Origin of the sequence: Rhizobium vallis (assembly GCF_003985155.1) — a bacterium.
GTDB classification, from domain to species: Bacteria; Pseudomonadota; Alphaproteobacteria; order Rhizobiales; family Rhizobiaceae; genus Rhizobium; species Rhizobium vallis.
Genome location: NZ_ML133688.1, coordinates 184,815 through 200,501 on the forward strand (window position 1 = coordinate 184,815; position 15,687 = coordinate 200,501).

Below are 15,687 nucleotides of genomic sequence, written 5' to 3' on the forward strand. Positions count from 1 at the left end.
GACCTATGGCCGATACTGACCTCGCGACTGTTCAGAACGCTGCCCTGCCGGTCGTCGCCGCCGATCCGGCGGAAATTGCCCGCATTTCCGATAGCATCAGCATCACCGACCGCTCCGGCATTTCGGTCTATGGCGACCGTGCCCAGCAGACGGTCAGCGATTATGCCGACAGGATCCTGCGCGAGGTCCGCAACAAGGATCTCGGCGAAGTGGGCCGCCTGCTGACCGACATCATCCTCAAGTCGAAGAGCCTCGATCCGGCATCGCTGCAGGATAAGGGTTTCCTCAGTCGCATGTTCCTCTCCGCCAAGGCTCGGCTCGAACGCTTCAAGGAGGAATTCGAGGACGTGGCCGGCCAGATCGACCGGATCGGCCTGGAGCTCGACCGTCACAAGGACACACTGAGGCGCGACATCGCGCTGCTCGACGATCTGCACGAGGAAACCAGGCAGTCGATTATGCGCCTCGACGCCTATGTGCAGGCCGGCAAGAGTTTCGCCGAGCGTTTCCGTAGCGTCGAGCTGCCGAGGCTGAAGGCTGTGGCCGAAGCGGCAGCGACCGCTCCCGGCGGCGGCATGCTGGAAGCGCAGACCTATCAGGACAGTCTGCAGGCGCTCGACCGGCTGGAGAAGCGGGTTTTCTATCTGCAACAGGCTCGCCAGCTTGGCATCCAGCAATTGCCGCAGATCCGCATCGTCCAGACAGGCGACGAGACACTGATCGAGAACTTGCAGGCAACCTCGGCGCTGACCGTGCCGGCCTGGAAGCAGAAGATGGTGATTCTGCTCGGCCTGACCCGGCAGAAATCGGCGCTCGATCTGCAGAAGGCGGTCACCGACGCCACCAACGACATGATCCGCCAGGCATCGGAGATGATGAAGGATCAGGCGATATCAATCGAGCAGCAGTCGCAGCGCGGCATCGTCGATATCGACACGCTCGCCAAGGCGAACAAGGACCTGATCGACACGATCTCGGGCGTGCTGCGCGTTCAGGAAGAGGGCCGGCAGAAGCGGGCGCTCGCCGAACGTCAGATGGAGCAGATGACGGTAGAACTCAAGAAGGCGATGACCCAGGCGTGATCGGTACAACGACGAAGCGAGCGCTGCTCTCGAGCCTGGCACTTCTCGCCGCTCTGGCCCTTGCCGGATGCAATCCTTTCGGCCATGGGCCGGATTTCTCGATCGTATCGGGATCGGAAAATACGGTTCTACAGCCGATCGTCGAGGAATTCTGCAAGCAGAAGAACGCCACCTGCACTTTCAAATATGAAGGCACGCTCGATATCGGCCTGGCGCTGCAGAGCGACCAGGGCGTCGAGCAGGATGCGGTCTGGCCGGCCTCCGGTGTCTGGGTCGACATGTTCGACACCAGGCGCCGGGTCAAGAGCCTGACCTCGATTGCCCAGACGCCGGTCGTATTGGGCGTGCGCAAGTCGAAGGCGCAGCAGCTCGGCTGGATCGGCAAAGACGTCTTCATGAAGGACATCCTTGCCGCTGTCGAAAGCGGATCGCTGAAGTTCCTGATGACCTCGGCGACGCAATCCAACTCAGGTGCCAGCGCCTATCTCGCCATGCTGTCGAGCGCACTCGGCAACAAGCCGGTGATCGAGCCGGGCGATCTCGACGACAAGGACGTCCAGGAGAGCGTCCGTTCGCTGCTTTCAGGGGTAGAGCGTTCCTCAGGTTCTTCCGGCTGGCTTGCCGATCTCTATGTCGATTCCGCCGGCAAGGGTACGGTCTACGACGCGATGTGGAACTACGAAGCGGTGCTGAAGGAGACCAACGACAAGCTCGCCACCTTATCGCAGGAACCGCTTTACGCGATTTATCCGGCCGATGGCGTGGCCATGGCGGATTCACCGATCGGTTTCGTCGATCATGGCCGCGGCGCCGAGGTTCAGACCTTCTTCAACGATCTGCTCGCCTACCTCAGGTCAGCGCCCGTGCAGCAGCGCATCGCTGATACCGGCCGGCGCATTCCGCTGACGGGCGTTGCTGCAAAACCGGAACCCAACTGGAATTTCGATCCCACCCGGCTCGTCACCGCCATCCGCATGCCGGAGCCGGGCGTTATCCGCCAGGCGCTCACCCTTTATCAGGCCGCGCTGCGCAAGCCGTCGCTGACCGCGCTCTGCCTCGATTTCTCCGGCTCGATGCAGGGTAATGGCGAAGACCAGCTGCAACAGGCGATGCGCTTCCTGCTGACCCCAGACGAGGCGAGCAAGGTGCTGGTGCAATGGTCGCCCGCCGACCAGATCATCGTCATTCCCTTCGATGGCAGCGTGCGCAATACCTTCATGGCGAGCGGAAATCCGCTGGAGCAGGAAGGGTTGCTGAACGAGATTTCCCGGCAGAGGGCAAATGGCGGTACGAACATGTATGCCTGCGCCGAGCGCGCTTTGCAGCAGATCGCCAGAACCGACAGGCTCTCGACTTATTTGCCGGCGATCGTCATCATGACCGACGGCAAGTCCGACGATCAAAGCCAGGCGTTTATGCGCGAATGGAATGCGACCGAGCCGCATGTGCCGATCTTCGGCATCACGTTCGGCGATGCCGACAAGACTCAGCTCGACGCACTTGCAAAGCAGACATCGGCGCGCGTATTCGACGGCGGTTCGGATCTCGCTGCCGCCTTCCGCACCGCGCGCGGCTATAATTAGGACGGGCATGCGTAACTGGCTCGGCAATGACGGCAACTGGATCGTGGCGGGACTAGCGGCGGCAATCACCGTGCCCCTGCTGAGCTTTGCCGGCGGCATGCCCTATTGGATCGCTGCCATCATCGCCGTTCTGGTCTTTGCTGGTCTCGTTATTCTGCTGGCGCCGCGCCGCCTGTTCGAAGGCCTCGATGTCAGGAGCATCGGCAGCGGGCGTATCGCCTTTGCCCGGGATCTGCTGGAGGCCGCGGCTCCCTTTGCTGAGCGGCTTGAAGCCGCCGCCGACACAATAAGCGATCGTCAGACCGCAACCGCCGTCCGCCACCTTGCCGAAATCGCTGCCGATGTCTTTCGCAAGGTCGAGGCCAAGCCCGAAAGCGCCAATGCGGTGCGGCGGTTCCTCTCCTATTATCTGCCGCGTGCAGCGGAGGTGGCGGAAGGTTTCGCCGTGATCGAGGCCAAGCGTGCTCCCGACCCCAAGCAGTTGGAGGATGTCCGCGCTGTCCTTGTGAAGCTCGAAGACGCCTTCGTCCACTATGCCGATAGCCTGGTCGACGAGGCGCTTGGCACGCTCGACACCGATCTGCGCCTCATTCAGGCATCGCTCAAAGAGGATATCGGACGCTGATGGCCCTTTCTCGTCGCGCCTTTGGAGTGGGATTGCTCGGAGCCGGCGTTGCCGGCACGGGCGGTTATTTCGCCGTCCGGGACCGGCCGGAATTGCAGGGCCTGCTCGGCAGCCGCACGACACTGTTCGGTTTCGTCGGCGGGGAGAAGGAAGCCTTCCTGGCCGACCCGGATGTCATCAGGGCGCTCAGCGGATACGGGTTGACGGTGGATAGCCGCGTGGCCGGCTCAGTGGAGATGGTGCGCGAACAGGCGCTGCTGTCGCAGCATCCACAATTCCTCTGGCCGTCCTCCTCGATCATGGTCGATATCGCCAGGCAGAATGGCCTCGGCATCCGTAACGACCGCGTCGTGCTGAACACGCCAATCGTCGTCTATTCCTGGCAGCCCGTCGTCGACGGACTGATCAAGGCGGGATTGGTGACGGTGACGAACGAAGGGCATCACCAGCTCGACCTCAAGGCGCTGCTGGATGCCATCCTTGCCAGCGCCGACTGGTCGAAGCTCGGCGTCAATTCGCTCTACGGCCGCGCCCGCATCGTCTCGACCGATCCGAACCGCTCCAATTCCGGCTTCATGTTCGCAGGCCTTGTGCTCAGTCTTTTCAGCGGCAATGTCGCGACATCAGCCGATCTTGCCACGTTCGGAAGCAAGGTGCAGGCGATCTTCCGCAACATGGGATTCAAGTCGCCCTCGTCCGGCAAGCTTTTCGACCAGTATCTGGCTGGCGGTCTCGGCGGCGAGCCGATGATCGTCGGCTATGAGAATCAGCTGGTCGAATGGATCCTCGCCGATCCCACGCGCTGGGACCGCATCAAGGCAAGCGCCGGCGCAAAGCCGGTGGTGCTCTATCCGCGCCCGACCGTCTATTCCGCGCATCCGCTGATCGTCGTCGACGAGACCGCCAATCGGTTGATCGAGGCGCTGGTGAGCCCGCGGCTGCAGGAGCTCGCCTGGACGAGACATGGGTTTCGTGGTCCGCTCGGGACCGCCACCGGAAATACAGACGGCGCCGTATCGGGCCTGCTGCCCGCCGAGGTCGACGCCATCCTACCGATGCCCGATGCCGGCGTCATGCTGTCGTTGCTGCCGACATTGGCAAGCTGAGCCGCATCCCCTGGAAGCGGACAGTCACTGCCTCGGTCGAATAAAGCCGATTTTTCGGCAAGAGCCTTGCTTTTGCGTCAAATCGAATGTATGGGCACCGGCATTCCACACGTAAGGCATGGGATCGTCCGGGAGAAATCCGGGCTGTTCCGCCCGGTGGCATTCTCGAAGAGGGTGCTGTTCGCCTTGCGGAGGTTCAACCGGAAAAGGAGTAACAAGGCATGGCATTGCCTGATTTTTCTATGCGCCAGCTTCTCGAGGCAGGTGTTCACTTCGGCCACCAGACTCATCGCTGGAACCCGAAGATGAAGCCGTACATCTTCGGCGATCGTAACAACATTCACATCATCGACCTGGCTCAGACCGTTCCGATGCTGTCGCGCGCCCTTCAGGTCGTCAGCGACACCGTTGCCCGCGGCGGCCGCGTTCTCTTCGTCGGCACCAAGCGCCAGGCGTCCGAGATCATCGCCGATAGCGCCAAGCGCTCGGCCCAGTACTACGTCAACTCGCGCTGGCTCGGCGGCATGATGACGAACTGGAAGACGATCTCCAACTCGATCCAGCGCCTGCGCAAGCTCGACGAAATCCTCGGCGGCGAAGCCCAGGGCTTCACCAAGAAGGAACGTCTGAACCTTGAGCGCGAGCGTGAAAAGCTCGACAAGGCTCTCGGCGGTATCCGCGATATGGGCGGCACTCCGGACCTGATGTTCATCATCGACACCAACAAGGAAAAGATCGCGATCGACGAAGCCAAGCGCCTCGGCATTCCGGTCGTCGCCATCATCGATTCGAACTGCGATCCTGACCTGATCGACTATCCGATCCCGGGCAACGACGACGCATCGCGCGCCATCGCTCTTTATTGCGAGCTGATCTCCCGTGCTGCCATCGACGGCATTGCACGTCAGCAGAGCTCTTCCGGCCGCGATCTCGGCGCATCCTCCGAAGTTCCGGTCGAGCCGGCTCTCGAGGAAGCAGCCGAAGGCTGATGAAAGCGGGCGGACCGAAAAATCCGCCAAAGCTTGCAGAGACTGGGCAAGGCCGCTCGCGACTCATCGAAGTTCGGCGGCCTTGCCTGTTTCAGGGCGAAGGCACAGGGCGCTTCGCCAGATAAATTCGGTATGGCGCGTCTTCATCACGCTGTCATACATACAGGTACATTTCGTGCGTCAATCCGGTGCCGCGCCGCGCTTTGCGGCCCACCGTATGAACCGACAAGAGGAAGCTAATGAGCGAGATTACGGCTGCAATGGTGAAGGAACTGCGCGAGAAGACCGGCGCAGGCATGATGGACTGCAAGAAGGCTCTTGCTGAAACCAATGGCGACATGGAAGCGGCGATCGACTGGCTGCGTGCCAAGGGCATCGCCAAGGCCGACAAGAAGTCCGGCCGCACCGCTGCCGAAGGCCTGATCGCCGTTGCGAGCGCAGGCACCAAGGCCGTCGTCGTCGAAGTCAACTCCGAAACCGACTTCGTCGCCCGTAACGATGCCTTCCAGGACCTCGTCCGCGGCATCGCCAAGGTCGCCGTCTCCACAGACGGTACCGTCGACGCCGTTGCGGCTGCGACCTACCCGGCATCCGGCAAGTCCGTTTCCGACACGATCAAGGACGCGGTCGCAACGATCGGCGAAAACATGAACCTGCGCCGTTCGGCCGCGCTCTCCGTCGAGGACGGCGTCGTCGCCACCTATATCCACAATGCCGTTTCCGACGGCCTCGGCAAACTCGGCGTTCTCGTTGCGCTGAAGTCGACCGGCGACAAGGAAGCCCTAAACGCGATCGGCCGCCAGGTTGCCATGCACATCGCTGCGACCGCGCCGCTGGCGATCCGCCCCGAGGAAGTCGATGCCGCCGTCGCCGAGCGCGAGCGCAACGTCTTCATCGAGCAGTCGCGCGCTTCCGGCAAGCCCGACAACATCATCGAGAAGATGGTCGAAGGCCGCATGCGCAAGTTCTTCGAGGAAGTCGCACTTCTCTCGCAGGCTTTCGTCATCAATCCGGATCTGACCGTCGCAGCTGCCATCAAGGAAGCTGAAAAGGCTGTTGGCGCACCGATCGAAGTTGCCGGCATGGCCCGTCTTCTGCTCGGCGAAGGCGTCGAGAAGGAAGAGACCGATTTCGCAGCCGAAGTCGCGGCCGCCGTCAAGGGTTGATCTTCCAGCCATAATTGGGAAAACAAGAAGGGCATCGCGTGACAACGCGGTGCCCTTCGTGTATCGGGCATTCACGGCAATTTACGAGGAGCCAAGATGTCTTTAGAGCCTGTCTATAAACGCGTTCTACTCAAGGCCTCCGGCGAAGCGCTCATGGGTAGCCAGGGTTTCGGGATCGATGTCGCGGTGGCGGACCGCATTGCATCTGACATCGCCGAAGCACGGCATATGGGTGTGGAAGTCGGCGTCGTCGTCGGCGGCGGCAACATTTTCCGCGGTGTCGCGGTGGCGTCCAAGGGCGGCGATCGGGTCACCGGCGACCATATGGGCATGCTCGGCACGATCATCAACGCGCTGGCGCTGGCAACTTCGCTGCGTAAGCTGAACATCGACACGGTGGTGCTTTCGGCGATTTCCATGCCGGAAATCTGCGAGAGCTTCTCGCAGCGCGCAACGCTCTATCATCTGTCGCTGGGACGCGTGGTGATCTTTGCCGGCGGCACCGGCAATCCCTTCTTCACCACCGATTCCGCCGCAGCGCTACGCGCTGCCGAAATGGGCGCGCAGGCGATCTTCAAGGGTACGCAGGTGGATGGCATCTATACGGCCGACCCGAAGAAATATCCCGATGCGACCCGCCTCGACCGCCTGACGCACCAAGAAGTGCTGGACAGGGGGCTTGCGGTGATGGACGTTGCCGCGGTGGCTCTCGCCAGAGAAAATTCCATTCCGATCATCGTCTTCTCGATCCACGAGAAAGGCGGTTTTGCTGAAATCTTGACGGGTGGTGGCCTCAAGACCATCGTCTCCGACAACTGATATAAGCTGCGCCACGTTTTCGGCGCAGCCCTCGCTAGACGGGAGCATCGACATGAGTGAAGGTATCGACATCAAGGAACTGAAGCGCCGCATGGATGGCGCGGTTTCCTCTTTCAAGAGCGACATCGCATCGCTGCGCACCGGCCGTGCTTCGGCCAATATCCTGGATCCAGTGACGATCGAGGCCTATGGTTCGCGCATGCCGCTGAACCAGGTCGCCAACATCACCGTGCCCGAGCCGCGCATGCTGACGGTTTCCGTCTGGGACAAGTCGATGGTCAGCGCCGTCGATCGCGGCATCCGCGAATCCAACCTCGGCCTCAACCCGATCGTCGACGGCCAGAACCTGCGCATTCCGCTGCCGGAACTGAACGAGGAGCGCCGCAAGTCGCTCGTCAAGGTGGCTCACGATTATGCCGAAAAGAGCAAAGTGGCGATTCGCCACGTCCGCCGTGACGGCATGGACGGCCTCAAGAAGGCCGAAAAGGATGGCGTGATCGGCCAGGACGAGGGCAGGGCGCAGTCGGAACGCGTACAGAAGATGACGGACGAGACGATTTCCGAGATCGACCGCTTGCTTGCCGAGAAGGAAAAGGAAATCATGCAGGTCTAAGGGATCTGTGCCTTTGCCTGGAAAGACCGGACGGGAAATGTCGGAATCTGTATTTGTGACTGTGCCAGAGCACGTTGCCATCATCATGGACGGCAACGGCCGTTGGGCCAAGCAGCGCGGCCTGCCGCGCACGATGGGCCATCGCAAGGGTGTCGAGACGGTGCGCGAGACCGTGCGCGCCGCCGGCGCCGTGGGCATCAAATATCTGACGCTCTTTGCCTTCTCCTCGGAAAACTGGCGCCGGCCCGAAGCCGAGGTCTCCGATCTGCTCGGCCTGCTCAAGGCTTTCATTCGCCGCGACCTCGCCGAGCTTCATCGCCAGAACGTGCGGATCAAGGTGATCGGCGACCGCCACGGCCTGCGAAGCGACATTCTTAACCTGCTGCTCGAAGCCGAGGAAACGACCAAGGAGAATACGGCGCTGACGCTCGTCATCGCCTTCAACTATGGCTCTCGCGACGAGATTTCGCGCGCTGTCGTCAGCCTGGCGAGGGATGTGGAGGTCGGCCGCTTGAGGGCGCAGGACATTACGCCCGCGCTGATCAATGCTCGGCTCGATACGGCCGGTATTCCCGATCCGGATCTTATCATCCGCACCAGCGGCGAGGAGCGGCTTTCCAACTTCCTTCTCTGGCAGGCCGCCTATTCGGAATTCGTCTTTCTTCCGGAATATTGGCCGGATTTCAGCCCCGAGATCTTCCGCTCGGCGCTGGAAAAATTTGCCTCCCGCGACCGGCGCTTCGGCGGCCTGTCGTCGCAAGCAGCTGCGGTCGGCACCTGATGCAGCGGGAACTGAAGCTCCGCATCGTTTCAGGAGTAATTCTTGCTGCCGTCGTTCTTGCAGCCACCTGGTACGGCGGCCTTGCCTTCCGTGTCCTGGCGGCCGTAATCGGCCTGCTGATCTACTATGAATGGTCCGGGATTACCGGTATCGCGCGTGACTGGGTTGCCAATGTCGTCGGCTGGATCGGCGAGGCGGCGATTGCTTTTCTCGTGCTGGTCGGAAATTTCGAATTTGCCGCCGGCATGCTGGTCGGCGTCACCGCCGTCGGCATCGCCCTGATCATCCTGCATGGCACGAGCCGCTGGTTTCCGGCAGGCCTGTTTTATGCTGGGGTCACCGGCCTGGCGCTTGCCGCAATCAGAAGCGATGATCGGCCCGGCCTATACGCCATGCTCTTCGTCTTCGCCGTCGTCTGGGCAACCGATATCCTTGCCTATTTCGTCGGCCGGGCGCTTGGCGGGCCGAAGCTCGCCCCTTCGATTTCACCCGGGAAGACATGGTCGGGCGCCATCGGCGGCGCCGTTTCGGCGGTCGCAGCCGGCGTCGTTCTCGTGCATTTTCTCCTTCCCGGCGCTGAAATCATCGCCGCCTGCGTGGCGCTTGTTCTGTCGGTTTGCAGCCAGTCGGGCGATCTTTTCGAATCGTTCATCAAGCGAAAATTCGGGGTCAAGGATTCAAGCCGTCTCATTCCGGGGCATGGCGGCGTCATGGACCGGGTCGATGGACTGATTTTCGCCTGTTTTTCGGCGTTCTTGCTTGCTGGGCTTTTTTCCCTGATAAAGGGAAACGCAATGACGTCGCTTGGTGCGGCGTTGTTCGGGCTTTGATGACGCTGCAGCCCTGACGGAAGGAACACATGGAAGCGGTGACCGGCATATTCGGATTCTTGACGGGCTATATCGTTCCCTTCGTCCTCGTGCTCTCGCTGCTCGTCTTCGTGCACGAGATGGGCCACTATCTCGTCGGGCGCTGGAGCGGTATCCGCATCCTCGCCTTTTCGGTCGGCTTCGGTCCTGAAATATTCGGCTTCACCGACCGCCATGGAACACGCTGGAAGATTTCGGTAATTCCGCTCGGCGGCTACGTCCGGTTCTTCGGCGACGAGGATGCCTCGAGCAAACCCGATGCCGACAAGCTCGCAGCCATGTCCGAGGAGGACAGGGCGCGCTCCTTTGCCGGCGCAAAGCTGTGGAAACGTGCGGCAACCGTCGCGGCCGGCCCGATCGCCAATTTCCTGCTGGCGATCGCCATCTTCACCATTCTTTTCGCGGTCTATGGCCGCACGGTCGCCGATCCCGTCGTGGCCGAGGTCAAGCCGGATAGCGCCGCGTCCGCCGCTGGCATCCTTCCCGGCGATCTGCTGGTCGCCATCGACGGCGGCAAGGTCGAGACTTTCGACGACGTGCGCCGCTACGTCAGCATCCGCCCGAACCAGAAGATCGTCGTGACGATCGAGCGCGGCGGTCAGAAGCTCGATCTGCCGATGGTGCCGCAACGCACCGACATGACTGATCAGTTCGGCAACAAGATCGAGGTGGGCCTGATTGGGATCGTCACCAATCAGGAGGTCGGCCACTTCCGTCTGCAGACCTATACGCCGCTTCAGGCGCTGCGCGAGGGTGTGATCCAGACCCGGGATATTGTCACCGGCACCTTCAAATATATCGGCAACCTCCTCACTGGATCGATGCGGGCCGATCAATTGGGCGGACCGATCCGCGTGGCGCAAGCTTCGGGCCAGATGGCTACGCTTGGTATAGGTGCAGTGCTGCAGCTTGCTGCGGTGCTTTCGGTTTCGATAGGATTGCTTAACCTGATGCCGGTTCCGGTACTTGATGGCGGCCACCTGATGTTCTATGCGGTGGAAGCCGTGAGGGGGAAACCGCTGGGCTCCACGGCCCAGGAAATTGCATTTCGCATCGGCCTGGCCATGGTACTTACATTGATGGTTTTTGCGACCTGGAACGATATTAGCGCGCTGATAGGATGAACGCGCAAGGTGAGGTAATTACTATTTATTTACGATGTTTCAAGGCTGTAGTGGCGAATGGGTCACGCTTGGAAATGAAGTAAACAGAAATTAACGACCTCCCTTGCTTGTATGTCAAAAGCGGGTAAAACGACACACGTGACCGGAATCGGGTTCTCCCGGGGACGGGGACGAGGGAAAAAAGGTAATAGGTGAAATGAAGGCTGGTTCAAAGTTTTTGAACGCAGTATCGGCGGTTGCGCTGTCTGCTAGTGTTGTTGCTTCGGGCGCAGGTGCTTTGACGTTCGTTTCCGCTACGGCCGCTGAGGCCGCGGTTATCCAGCGCATCGATGTGCGCGGCGCAAGCCGCGTCGGCGCGGAGGCCGTCCGGTCGAACCTCACCATCGCGCCCGGCAAGAGTTTTTCGAACACCGACATCGATGCATCCGTAAAGCAGCTCTACGGAACGGGTTACTTCTCCGATGTGAAGATCTCGGTTTCCGGAAGCACGCTCGTCGTCAATGTTCAGGAAGCCCAGCTCGTCAATCAGGTCGTCTTCAACGGCAACCGCAAGATCAAGGACGACAAGCTCGCGACGCTCGTCCAGACCCATGCTGCCGGCCCCTATAGCGACACCCAGATCCAGTCCGACATTCAGGCGATCAAGGATGCCTATGCCGCAACCGGCCGCAGCGAAGTCGAAGTGACGACGCAGGTGGTGCCGCTCGGCGAAGGCCGCGTCAACCTCGCTTTCGTCATCAACGAGGGTGATCGCACCAAGATCGATGCGATCAATTTCGTCGGCAACAATGCCTACAGCGCCGGCCGCCTGGCTGCCGTCATTCAGACCAAGCGGTCGAACTTCCTTTCGTTCCTGACCCGTAAGGACGTCTACAACGAAGACAAGCTCCATGCCGACGAAGAAGCGCTGCGCCAGTTCTATTACAATCGCGGCTATGCCGACATGCGCATCGTTTCTTCCGATGCTAGCTTCGACGAAGCGACCAACAAATACACGCTTACCTTCAACATAGAGGAAGGACAGCGTTACGATTTCGGAGCGGTGACCGTCCAGTCCACGGTCGAAGGTGTCGGCTCGGATCAGCTGCAGCCGCTGGTGCGCACGAAAGAGGGCCACCTCTACAGCGCCAAGGAAGTACAGAAGTCGATCGAAGCGATCTCCGATCAGGTGGCTTCTGCCGGTTATCCCTTTGCGCGCGTCACGCCGCGCGGTAATCGCGACCTCAACAATAACACGATCGGCGTCGAATATCTGGTCGACCAGGGCGAGCGCGCCTATGTCGAGCGTATCGAAATTCGCGGAAACAGCCGCACACGCGATTACGTTATCCGCCGCGAATTCGACATGAGCGAAGGCGACGCCTTCAATCAACAGATGATCACCAAGGCCAAGCGCCGCCTCGAAGCGCTCGGTTATTTCTCTTCCGTCAATATCACCACCCAGCCGGGCAGCTCTCCGGACCGCGTCGTGGTTGTCGTTGACGTGCAGGATCAGTCGACCGGTTCGTTCGGCGTCGGTGCGGGTTATGCGGCCGGCGGTGATGGCCTGCTGCTCGAAGCATCGATCGAGGAAAAGAACTTCCTCGGCCGCGGCCAGTACATCCGCATCTCGGCCGGCGGCGGCGAAGAAGGCTCGCGCAGCTATGGCGTGAGCTTCACCGAGCCCTATTTCCTTGGCTATCGTCTCGCGGCAGGCTTCGACGTCAACCGCAGCGAAACGTCGAGCAACAGCAATTACGACTACGAGGAAACCAGCGTCGTCCTGCGCGTCACTGCGCCGATCACCGAGGATCTGGCGACGACCTTCCGTTATAATTACAAGCAGATGAAGTATGATGCGAGCAACAGCGATCTTGCTGACCTGTCCGCTCCGTATCAGCACCTCGTCGAGGATAGCCCGTGGACGCGTTCCTCCGTCTCGCAGACGCTGACCTACAACACGCTTGACGATATGATCCTGCCGCGTGAAGGCGTCTATGCGACGGCCACACAGGAAATTGCCGGCCTCGGCGGTGACTCGCAATTCTACAAGATCTACGGCAAGGCACGTTATTACCACCTGCTCGCCGATGATGCCGATATCATCGGGTCGCTCTCCGCTGGTGCCGGTTATGTCGTCGGCTTCGGCGACCACCTGAATGTCTTCGACCAGTTCACGCTGACCAACGGCGATATTCGTGGCTTTGAAAACAAGGGCATCGGCCCGCGTGTTTCGGGCAGCAACGACGATCCGTTGGGCGGTACGACTTATTTCACGGCATCGGCTGAAGCGACCTTCCCGATGCCCGGCTTCCCGCGCGACTTCAACCTGCGCGGCGCGGTCTTCGCCGACGCCGGCACGTTGTTCGGCAACGACGTTGACCTGAGGGGCGACGGCATCGATGGCGAGGATGCCTCCCTGCGCGCTTCTGTCGGTGTCGGCGTCGTCTGGCAGTCTCCCTTCGGTGCATTGCGTCTGGATTACGCAATCCCGGTCCTGAAGGAAGACTTCGACAAGACGCAAAACTTCAAGTTTGGCATCAACAACCAATTCTGATATCGGCAGTCCGGAACTGTAAGATTCAATTCCGTTCTGGAGCATTGCCGATGGAGCAAAACGTTTTTTTTCTGCCCCATGAAGGTCTGAAGCTCGCTGAGCTGGCAGAGTTTCTTGGGGCGGAACTCGCCAATTCCGACCATGCCGATGTCATCGTCAGGTCCGTGGCCCCTATCAGCCGGGCGCGGGCGGGGGATGTCTGTTATATTCTGTCGCGCCGTAGCCGTGACGAATTTCTCACATGCGAAGCCTCGGCGGTGATTTGCGACAAGTCGCTTGCCGATCTCGTTCCCCCGCATATTCCGGTCATCCTGTCGTCCAATCCGCATGCCGCCTTCGCTATGGCGGGCGGCTTGTTCTATCCCGCAGCATTGCGTCCGGTCGTCATTTCGCCGGGTGAAGACGAGATCGCAGCGAGCGCAGTGGTCGATCCGAGCGCCAAGCTTGAAAAGGGCGTGATCGTCGAGCCGATGGCGATCATCGGGCCGCGCGCCGAAATCGGTGAAGGCACGCGCATCGGTGCGCACAGCGTCATCGGCCCTGATGTCAAGATCGGCCGGGATTGTTCGATCGCCAGCGGCGCGAGCGTTCTCTGCGCGCTGATCGGCAACGGCGTCATCATTCACAACGGCGTCCGCATCGGCCAGGACGGTTTCGGTTATGCGCCGGGTCCGCGCGGCATGATCAAGATCGTCCAGATCGGCCGGGTGATCATTCAGGACAAGGTCGAGATCGGTGCCAATACCACGATCGACCGCGGCGCCATGGACGACACGGTGATCGGCGAGGGCACCAAGATCGACAACCAGGTGCAGATCGGCCACAACGTGCAGATCGGCCGCCATTGTGCGATCGTCGCCCAGGTTGGCATCGCCGGCAGTACGAAGATCGGCAATGGCGTGCAGATCGGCGGCCAGGTCGGCATCAAGGGGCATGTAACGATCGGTGACGGCGTGCAGATCGCCGCCAAAAGCGGTATCATGACCGACCTTGCCGCCGGCGGGCAATATGGTGGTGTACCTGCACGTCCGTTAAAAGACTATCTGAGAGAGGCCGCGCAGCAGGTTTCGAAGAGCAAGCTGCGCGGGAGGAACCCTGGAGGCACGCAAAATGACTGAGGAAGCCACGACAACGCTTTCGTCGGCTGACATCATTGAAATCATGAAGCTGCTGCCGCATCGCTACCCGTTTCTCATGGTCGACAAGATCATCGAGATCGATGGCGACAATGCGGCGATCGGCATCAAGAATGTGACGGTGAACGAACCGCATTTCACCGGCCATTTTCCGGAATCTCCGATCATGCCAGGTGTCCTACTGATCGAGGGCATGGCTCAGACGGCGGGCGCGATCTGTGCCAAGAAGGAAGGCCAGCCGGGCAACCTCGTCTACTTCATGACCATCGAGAATGCGCGTTTCCGCAAGCCCGTCGTGCCCGGCGACCGCGTCGAATTCCACGTCAGGAAGCACAAGCAGCGCGGCAATATCTGGAAATTCCATTGCGACGCCAAAGTCGACGGTGCGCTTGTCGCCGAAGCCGATATCGGCGCGATGATCGTTCGTAAGGATCAGGCATGAGCAATATTGCCGAAAGCGCCCGTATTCATCCGATGGCCGTCGTCGAAGACGGGGCGACCATTGGTGAGGGCGTCAAAATCGGTCCCTTCTGCCATGTCGGGCCGCATGTTGTTCTGCATGCGAATGTCGAACTCCTGGCGCATGCGGTCGTCGCCGGCCGCACCGTGATCGGCAAGGGTACGCGGATCTTCCCGATGGCCGTCGTCGGCGGCGATCCGCAGAGCGTGCATCACGGCGGCGAGGAGACGACGCTGACGGTCGGCGCCAACTGCACGATCCGCGAAGGCGTGACGATGAACACCGGCACGGCTGATTTCGGCGGCCAGACGATCGTCGGCGACAACAATCTCTTCCTTGCCAACTCCCACGTCGCCCATGATTGCCGTGTCGGCAATCATGTGATCATGTCGAACAATGTCATGCTCGCCGGCCACGTCGTCATCGAGGATCGCGTCATCCTCGGCGGCGGTTCAGCGGTTCATCAGTTCACCCGCGTCGGCCGCCAGGCCTTCGTCGGCGGCCTTTCGGCAGTGAGCTACGACGTCATTCCTTATGGCATGCTGAACGGCAATCCCGGCCTGCTGAGCGGTCTCAATGTCGTCGGCATGACGCGCGCCGGCGTCGATCGTGCCGTCATCCACAGAGTGCGCCGCGCCTATAAGGCGATCTTCGAAGGAACGGCCTCCGTGCGCGAAAACGCCGCCGCCATCCGCGAGGAATATGCCGATTGCGAGCAGGTGATCCAGATCCTCGATTTCATCGCTTTCGATAGCGACCGCGCCCTGTCCTCGCCCACCCGGGGACAGAAGGGCTAGT

Annotated in this window: 15 protein-coding genes; all 15 read left to right on the forward strand. The window is 60.9% G+C overall.

The window, feature by feature from the left end; genetic code table 11:
* The first annotated feature begins 5 nt into the window (after positions 1–5).
* Positions 6–1,082 (forward strand): toxic anion resistance protein, encoded by a 1,077-nt coding sequence (locus EFQ99_RS10825; protein ID WP_126921034.1) that lies wholly within the window; start codon positions 6–8, stop codon positions 1,080–1,082.
* Positions 1,079–2,665, forward strand: coding sequence for a VWA domain-containing protein (locus tag EFQ99_RS10830; RefSeq protein WP_126921035.1), 1,587 nt, complete (start codon positions 1,079–1,081; stop codon positions 2,663–2,665). The genes EFQ99_RS10825 and EFQ99_RS10830 overlap by 4 nt, the downstream gene beginning before the upstream one ends.
* A 7-nt stretch (positions 2,666–2,672) precedes the next feature.
* The gene (locus tag EFQ99_RS10835) at positions 2,673–3,290 is read left to right on the forward strand and encodes a 5-bromo-4-chloroindolyl phosphate hydrolysis family protein (protein ID WP_126921036.1); all 618 of its coding nucleotides are present in this window, start codon (positions 2,673–2,675) and stop codon (positions 3,288–3,290) included.
* Positions 3,290–4,396, forward strand: a complete 1,107-nt coding sequence (locus tag EFQ99_RS10840) for a type 2 periplasmic-binding domain-containing protein (protein WP_126921037.1) — start codon at positions 3,290–3,292, stop codon at positions 4,394–4,396. Before EFQ99_RS10835 ends, EFQ99_RS10840 begins: the two co-directional genes overlap by 1 nt.
* 221 nt (positions 4,397–4,617) lie before the next feature.
* Complete coding sequence (gene rpsB, locus EFQ99_RS10845; protein ID WP_008526906.1) at positions 4,618–5,385, forward strand: 30S ribosomal protein S2; 768 nt, start codon at positions 4,618–4,620, stop codon at positions 5,383–5,385.
* A gap of 239 nt (positions 5,386–5,624) precedes the next feature.
* Complete coding sequence (gene tsf / locus EFQ99_RS10850) at positions 5,625–6,551, forward strand: translation elongation factor Ts (RefSeq protein ID WP_126921038.1); 927 nt, start codon at positions 5,625–5,627, stop codon at positions 6,549–6,551.
* 96 nt (positions 6,552–6,647) lie between these two features.
* Complete coding sequence (gene pyrH, locus EFQ99_RS10855; RefSeq protein ID WP_126921039.1) at positions 6,648–7,370, forward strand: UMP kinase; 723 nt, start codon at positions 6,648–6,650, stop codon at positions 7,368–7,370.
* A gap of 52 nt (positions 7,371–7,422) precedes the next feature.
* A complete protein-coding gene (gene frr / locus EFQ99_RS10860; RefSeq protein ID WP_126921040.1) occupies positions 7,423–7,983 on the forward strand; it encodes a ribosome recycling factor in 561 nt (186 codons plus the stop codon).
* A 37-nt stretch (positions 7,984–8,020) separates the two neighbouring features.
* Entirely contained in the window at positions 8,021–8,764 is a 744-nt protein-coding gene (locus EFQ99_RS10865) for an isoprenyl transferase (protein ID WP_126921041.1), read from the forward strand.
* Positions 8,764–9,594, forward strand: a complete 831-nt coding sequence (locus EFQ99_RS10870) for a phosphatidate cytidylyltransferase (protein WP_126921042.1) — start codon at positions 8,764–8,766, stop codon at positions 9,592–9,594. Before EFQ99_RS10865 ends, EFQ99_RS10870 begins: the two co-directional genes overlap by 1 nt.
* Before the next feature lie 29 nt (positions 9,595–9,623).
* Complete coding sequence (gene rseP, locus EFQ99_RS10875; protein ID WP_126921043.1) at positions 9,624–10,757, forward strand: RIP metalloprotease RseP; 1,134 nt, start codon at positions 9,624–9,626, stop codon at positions 10,755–10,757.
* A gap of 196 nt (positions 10,758–10,953) precedes the next feature.
* Positions 10,954–13,293, forward strand: coding sequence for an outer membrane protein assembly factor BamA (gene bamA, locus EFQ99_RS10880; RefSeq protein ID WP_126921044.1), 2,340 nt, complete (start codon positions 10,954–10,956; stop codon positions 13,291–13,293).
* Positions 13,294–13,343: 50 nt separating this feature from the next.
* Entirely contained in the window at positions 13,344–14,411 is a 1,068-nt protein-coding gene (lpxD, locus tag EFQ99_RS10885) for a UDP-3-O-(3-hydroxymyristoyl)glucosamine N-acyltransferase (RefSeq protein WP_126921045.1), read from the forward strand.
* The gene (gene fabZ / locus EFQ99_RS10890; RefSeq protein ID WP_126921046.1) at positions 14,404–14,871 is read left to right on the forward strand and encodes a 3-hydroxyacyl-ACP dehydratase FabZ; all 468 of its coding nucleotides are present in this window, start codon (positions 14,404–14,406) and stop codon (positions 14,869–14,871) included. Before lpxD ends, fabZ begins: the two co-directional genes overlap by 8 nt.
* Positions 14,868–15,686 (forward strand): acyl-ACP--UDP-N-acetylglucosamine O-acyltransferase, encoded by an 819-nt coding sequence (gene lpxA / locus EFQ99_RS10895; protein ID WP_126921047.1) that lies wholly within the window; start codon positions 14,868–14,870, stop codon positions 15,684–15,686. Before fabZ ends, lpxA begins: the two co-directional genes overlap by 4 nt.
* Position 15,687: the final 1 nt, after the last annotated feature.

Bases quoted from the DNA above. Each gene is read 5' to 3' on its own strand.
- fabZ (WP_126921046.1), top strand. From the start codon at position 14,404: ATGACTGAGGAAGCCACGACAACGCTTTCGTCGGCTGACATCATTGAA.
- EFQ99_RS10840 (WP_126921037.1), top strand. From the start codon at position 3,290: ATGGCCCTTTCTCGTCGCGCCTTTGGAGTGGGATTGCTCGGAGCCGGC.
- lpxA (WP_126921047.1), top strand. From the start codon at position 14,868: ATGAGCAATATTGCCGAAAGCGCCCGTATTCATCCGATGGCCGTCGTC.
- lpxD (WP_126921045.1), top strand. From the start codon at position 13,344: ATGGAGCAAAACGTTTTTTTTCTGCCCCATGAAGGTCTGAAGCTCGCT.
- bamA (WP_126921044.1), top strand. From the start codon at position 10,954: ATGAAGGCTGGTTCAAAGTTTTTGAACGCAGTATCGGCGGTTGCGCTG.
- EFQ99_RS10870 (WP_126921042.1), top strand. From the start codon at position 8,764: ATGCAGCGGGAACTGAAGCTCCGCATCGTTTCAGGAGTAATTCTTGCT.
- rpsB (WP_008526906.1), top strand. From the start codon at position 4,618: ATGGCATTGCCTGATTTTTCTATGCGCCAGCTTCTCGAGGCAGGTGTT.
- EFQ99_RS10865 (WP_126921041.1), top strand. From the start codon at position 8,021: ATGTCGGAATCTGTATTTGTGACTGTGCCAGAGCACGTTGCCATCATC.
- pyrH (WP_126921039.1), top strand. From the start codon at position 6,648: ATGTCTTTAGAGCCTGTCTATAAACGCGTTCTACTCAAGGCCTCCGGC.
- tsf (WP_126921038.1), top strand. From the start codon at position 5,625: ATGAGCGAGATTACGGCTGCAATGGTGAAGGAACTGCGCGAGAAGACC.
- rseP (WP_126921043.1), top strand. From the start codon at position 9,624: ATGGAAGCGGTGACCGGCATATTCGGATTCTTGACGGGCTATATCGTT.
- EFQ99_RS10825 (WP_126921034.1), top strand. From the start codon at position 6: ATGGCCGATACTGACCTCGCGACTGTTCAGAACGCTGCCCTGCCGGTC.
- frr (WP_126921040.1), top strand. From the start codon at position 7,423: ATGAGTGAAGGTATCGACATCAAGGAACTGAAGCGCCGCATGGATGGC.
- EFQ99_RS10835 (WP_126921036.1), top strand. From the start codon at position 2,673: ATGCGTAACTGGCTCGGCAATGACGGCAACTGGATCGTGGCGGGACTA.